This is a genomic window from Comamonas composti DSM 21721 (genome assembly GCF_000429845.1).
In the GTDB taxonomy this organism is placed as follows: Bacteria; Pseudomonadota; Gammaproteobacteria; order Burkholderiales; family Burkholderiaceae_C; genus Comamonas; species Comamonas composti.
In genome coordinates, this window is sequence record NZ_AUCQ01000048.1 from 1 (window position 1) to 6,129 (window position 6,129).

Annotated in this window: 2 protein-coding genes; both read right to left on the minus strand. The window is 61.6% G+C overall.

Annotated features, from left to right (window positions below):
• A partial coding sequence (locus G486_RS22670) for an RHS repeat-associated core domain-containing protein (protein ID WP_034388204.1) occupies window positions 1-4,708 on the minus strand: 4,708 nt, incomplete at its 3' end.
• 97 nt (window positions 4,709-4,805) lie between these two features.
• Window positions 4,806-6,129, minus strand: a 1,324-nt coding sequence (locus G486_RS0116740) for a DUF2345 domain-containing protein (protein WP_027016567.1), incomplete at its 5' end; no start/stop codon positions are given.

A 6,129-nucleotide genomic window follows, 5' to 3' on the forward strand; every position in this document is an offset into this window, starting at 1 on the left:
CATATCGATGAAAATTAATGCCTCCAGCCAGCCCAATCGGATCCCGACTCACAAACCGCCCACAATGCGGATCGTAATACCGGAAGCGGTTGTAATGCAGCCCGGTCTCTTCATCAAAATACTGCCCCTGAAACCGCAAGTGATTGCGCACCTGCTGGGCTGAACTTGCACCAGCTCTCCCTGCGGCCCACAGCGCCTGCACCTTGGCCTCACCCCAGGCCTTGTATTCCGCGCTCCAGGCCAGCTGGCCTTGCGCGTTGGTCAGCTCCATGGGCGTGCCCAGGTGGTCGCACTGGTAGTGGCAGATGCTGTGCAGCTCGGCTCCGTGGTGGCCCGGTTGGAAGCTGCCGTTGAACAGCGGGTCAGCATCGATGCTGTACTGGCCCTGGGCGTCGGTGTAGTGCTGGGTGTAGTCCTTGGGCCGCTGCAGCAGGCTGTTGTGCATGGGCTGGCTGCTGCGGGCTTGCAGCACCGGCACAAAGCTGCCCGGCTCAAAGATGTAGTGTGTGGTGCCGCTGTGGTGAGGCAGCTCGGTAGTGCGGCCCGCTGCACGCAGATTGCGTAGCTGCTGTTGGGCCTGGAGCGTCAGCCGGTTTTCTGTGCTTTCCCAGGCGAGCTGGTCGCCATCCCAGCCGTAGAGCGTGCGCTGGCTGTGGCCGGGGTTCAGAGCGCTTTCTCTCAGCTTGGCCATGCGCCGGCCTAATGGGTCGTAGCGGTAATGGGTGCTGTGTTCACCCTGGCGGCTTTGCACCATTTGGTTGGCGCCATTCCACTGGAAGCTGGTGGTGATGCCGTTGTGGATGCGCTCGATCAGGTTGCCACGCTCGTCATAGCGGTAATGCGTGCCCGCATAGTGCTGCAGAAGGTTATTCAGCAAGCGCGGGCCGCTCAGATTGTTATAGCTGTGGCCCTGGCGGCTGCTGCCGTCACCGGCTGCAATGGCGTTGCTGCTGGCTGCGTGGCTTGTTCCGCTGTTGGAGTTGCCGTCCAGGATGTTGCTGGCCGGGTCAAACGCAAACAGCTCCTGGCCCAGCTGGCTGGCCGCTTCAATGAGCCGGCCCACGGGGTCGTATTTGTACTGGATAGCGCCCCGGCGGCTGTCGGCAATGCCCGTGAGCTGGCCGGCCTGGTCGTAGCGGTATTGGCGCTGGATGTGCAGGCTGGCGATGTTGCCTTGGGGCATTGCGCTGGCTCCTGCTCCGCTTGCAGGCTGTGCACGGCTCAAGGTCTGGGCCTGCAGCCTGCCCAGCGCATCCCATTGCTGACTGTGCTGCAACTGGTTGGCCTGGTGGCGTTGTACCTCGCGGTGCAGGGCATCTCGCTCGTAGGCGATTTGTTCTTCGCCATTGAGCAGCAGGCCGTGGATATGGCCTGATCCATAGTTCAGCCACTGGATGTGCTGGCCGTCGGGCCGGGTGGTGGCAATGCGGTTGCCCAGCTCGTCGTATTCATGCCGCCAGACTGCGGTGCTGCTGTTGCCGTCTTCGTTGCTGTAGTGGTGGTGCTCGGTGCTCAGGCGCCCTGCTGCGTCATACATCCATTGCAGCTGGATGTGCTGGTTGCGGGCCTGCACCAGCTGGCCGTTGCCATCATAAGCATAGCTGTCGGTGCTGATGCTGCTTGGCTCTACGCGCTGTGCGGTGTACAGATTGCCTGCGGCATCCTTCTCTTGCACAGGTTGGAGCAAGCCGGTCTTGCGCTCGATCAACCGGCCCAGGGCGTCAAACGCCAGCAGGCTGCTGCTGAGGCCTTGGCGCACCTCGCTGAGCACGCCGCTCTCGGGAGCATAGTGGTAGTGAGTGGCGATGCCGTCAAAGTGCACTTCCTTGAGCAGCTTGCCCAGCGGGTCGTAGGCAAAGCTGTGGGTTTGGGCGTTTTCATTGGCCAGGGCCGTGAGGCGCCCGGTTTTGTCCCACTGGTAGCCTATGTGCTGGCCCAGGGCGTCGGTGCGCCCTGCAATCAAGCCGGCCTGGGTGTAGTCATAGCGCGTGCTGCGGCCCAGGGCATCACGGTGTTCCAGCAGCCGGCCTTCGGCGTCGTAGCTGAGCTGCTGCTGGCTGCCGTCGGGGGCGGTGATCTGGCTTAGCTGGCCCTTGTCGTAGGCGTAGCGGGTGCTGTGGCCTGCGGCGTCTTGGCTGGCGATGAGCTGGCCCAGCGCGTCGTACTGCCACTGGCTGGTCTGGCCCGAGCAGTCGGTATAGGCCGTCAGCTGGCCTGCGCTGTTATAGGCCAGCTGTTTGACGCCGCCCTTGGCATCGGTGATTTGCGTGGGCAGGCCGGCCTTGTTGTAGGCGTACTGGGTGGTGTGGCCCAGTGGGTCGGTTTCTTCGGTCAGCAGGGCTCCGGTGTAGACCCGCTTCCAGTGCTGGCCTTCGCCGTCGGCAATGCCTATGAGGTGGTCTTGCTCGTCATATTCGTAGTGGATGGTGGCGCCATCGGCCTGGGTGTGTGTGAGCAGATTGCTGTGCCCATCCCACTCAAAATATTCCTGCTCGCCGCTGGGCAGCACATGCTGGGTGATGTTTTTGTTGGCGTCGCGGTAAAACCATTCTTCGTAGGTATAGCGCAGGCCTTGGGCATCGGTCACTCTGGGGTGGACGATGCGGTAGACATAGCCCTGGGCATCGAAGTAGTACACCGTCTCTGCACCCAGGGCGTCGATGACGGTGGTCATGCGGATGTTGTTATTGGCGATGACGCTGATTTCAAAACTGCCGTCATCGGCCCGCTCATGCCAGGCCCGGGCCAGGTGGCTGTCCTGGGCCGTGATGGGGGCCTGGGTTTCAAAGCCGTCCTTGTGCACCCATTGCAGATGCATGCTGCGGCCTGTGCGGTCGCTATAGCGCTCCAGCAAATGGGTGCTTTGTGAGGTGCTTTGCTGTCCCCCACTCTGAGTCAGATAGGTATAGCTCCAGGCTTGCTGGTGCTCGTCCTCAGCAGCGATCAAATCGCTGCTGCCATCTGCCTGCTCCTGGTATTCATAGGCGGCCAACTGGCGCTGAGCCTTGCCGTCCTCGACCTGCCACAGGCTTTGGATGCGGCCTTGGGGATCAAGTCCCGTGCAGACATGGAGTTCGCCACTCAGAATGTCCGACAACTGGCCCTGGGGGTGGCGGTATTGCAGTTCGGTGCGCAGGCCCAGGGCATTGCTTTGCGCTACCAGACGGTAGTGGCGAAGTGGATTACGAAGCGTCTTGGAGCGGCCATCAGCCTGAGGCTCGGGCACCAGCTCAAAGGTCTCGGCGTAGTCCTGGCCAAAGCCCAGCACCAAGACGTTTTGGCTGGCGCGGGCCAGGGTCAGGTTTTCTATGCCATTGGTATGGCTTTGGCCTGGCTTGCTGCCAGCAGGAGCTTTAAGCGCCGGAAACTCATGGCTGCGGCCATCAGCGCCGTGGTAGAGCAAGCTGCCATCGGCGAGCTGGTCTATGCGCGTGGTGTAGGGCGTGATCCAGCGGGCCCCAAGATAGGCAGGTGCTGCAGTGCCACCGATTTGCGGCGGGTCATACGCGCCCAGACGGCTGTAATAGGTACGGCTCCACACAATCGGCATGAGGCCTGGCAACTCAAAGTCGGTATGGACTATGGTTTCGCTGCCCGTGGCGTAGCTGATGCTGCCAGTTGTTTTTGCAGCCACCCCCTGCTTGCAGCAGTTGCCGTCTTTCCCCCCTTGGGTTTGGATGCCCTGTGTTTCATTGTGCTGCCCCTGAGCATTGGAGCTTGCCTTGGCCGTACTCTTGTCCGAAACCATGGCTGATCTGTTCTTTTTTCGGCCCTTGAGCGCTTGTAGCAAGGTGTTCAGAAGCCAGGCAATGGAGCCAAACTCCTGGGTGCTTTTTTGCAGGGCCAGGGCGCTGTCTGCGCTGTTTTTAAGATCACTGAGGCTGGCACTCAGGCTGCCTATGGCCTGAGCTCCCACAGCGGTGTCGGCCACCAACTCAATGGCCTTGTTGGCGGCAGCAATATTGGCATTGATGGCTGTAATGCCGGTGTTTTGCGCGGCGACCTTGCCGGCATCTTTGACCGACTTCCAGCTGGGCAGGCTGAACCTCCCAATCTTGACGGGCTCGTACGGCTCCATGCTCTGATAAGCCACGGGCTCTATGGCCTGGCCCGAAGGGGCACGCTGCAAGAAGCCGATGATCTTTCCCAGCACATCGCTGAGCAGTTGCCTGCCTTTGTCCAGAAACTCATTGAGCTTGGGCTGGGCCTCGGCAACGAACTTCTCCAGGTCCCCGGCCAGCGTGGCACTGACGTGGTTCTCTATCACCGTGATGATGGAGTTGGTCAGCTGGTCCTTGGCGCTGCGCAAGCTGCCCTTGAGGTAGCGCACCAGACCGCGCAGGCTTACACGGGCCGGGCCACTACCAGGTATCGGCACCAGTCCTACCAGGTCAATCGCGATATTGACCCAGGCCAGCACTTTCTCCAGCGCGCTATTGGTCTTTTGCTGGACCAGCTCAAGAATGCTGTAGATCAACGAGCCCGCCGCCATGACGTTGCTCACCACCGGTATCACATTGAGCGCACGTTCCAGCCAATCCAGCGTCAACACCCCGCCCGAGATGCTCTTCAACCAGTCATCAAGCTTTTTCTTGCCTGCACTCACATCCTCCTGGGTGATCAGGCTCAAAGGAACAACGGCTTCTTCTTTCTCGGCAGCCTTTTGCGCGGCAGCTTGCCGCTTGGGATCTTCGGTGGATGCTGTCACGCAAGAACCTCGTAGGTTTTTTGTCCATGCCCTTACGGGCTAAAGTGACTACCGGCCTCTTTTCTTCCTCCAGGCCGGCAGGCAGGCTGATTCAGATTCAGGAAGCAATGCCCGGGGGCAGCAACACCGAGGGCCTGGGGCCGGCAGGGCTCATAGGACTGATAGGGCCGGCAATAGGCGTGGTCATGGGCGTGGTCATAGGCCCGGGCGAAAGGCCACCCAAAGCAGGCAAACCAGCCATGCTCAGCCCCTGGTCCAAGACCTGAGCGGCCGAGGTCTGGCCTGTTGTCTGCAAGGCTTGCTGAGCCAAGCCGGCCGCGGACATGCTGGCCAGTTGCGCACCAAGTTGTGCGCCCGCTGCGATCTGCCCGGCAGCTCCGGCAAGCCCGGCCAGACCTGCGATCTGCCCCAGGGCCTGTCCGCCCTGACCTACGGCCCCAAGCAATGGCGTCGCCTGGGCCATGGCCTTTTGCATGGTTTCGCTCAGCGCTACGGCAGCTGGATCGGGCTGCAGGCCTGCCGAGGCATCCGATTCCGAGGGCCACTTGACCTTGCGGTAGTAATTGGCCTCGTCCCAGGGACTTCGGGGATCGGGACCAAGCTCCACCTTGGCACCACCCACGGCCAGGCCACTGACCTGGGCATGGCCTTTGGCATCGAGCTCGCCCTTGATGGTCTGGCCTGCGGCATCCGTGACCACATATTCAGCGCCTTTGAAGCCTTCTTTTTCTGCATTCTCAAAATACCGGTTCCACAGTTCCAGCTGCCCCTTGCCATTCTTGCGTGGCATGGGCAAGGTCCGGGGCCCCTGGCTGCGTGGTCCCACCATGGAATGCGAAGCCGCGTGTGCCACCCAAGTCCCCGTGGTGCCATGCTCTATGCCCGCAGCCGTGAGCTTGATATAGCTGCCCTCGCCATTGATGAGCACACCTTTCTTGCCCGTGATGCGCACCCAGTCCTGCGTGGACAGCAGCTCCACGACTTTCTTGGCCACGATCTCCACGTTGTCGCTCTGCGCCTGTATCTCCACCTTGCCGCTGGCCGCTATCAACTTCATGCCCGCCTGGTGCACAAACAGGCTGATGCGGTCCTTGACCGCCGCAAACAAGCCCCGGCCCACGGCCAGCGTGGTGTGCTGCCCGCTGGTGATGGCCACATGCGCATTGGCCGCAATATGGGCGCTTTGCTCGGTCGTCGCCTCTATGCCTGCGGGGCTGGAAAGCACCAGATGCGGCGCCTGCAGTTCGGGAAAGCTTGGGCTGTCGTCACTGCCCGCGCTTTGAGGCTCACCCTGGATTTGCGTGTGCTGCATCTGCAGCTCGGCGCTGACCAGGGCTTGCTGCTGTTTGGGCTCCTGCTCTTGCGCCTTGTGCTGCTGGGCCAGCTCGGCCAGGCTTTCGTGCAGGTCGGCCGCTTGTTTC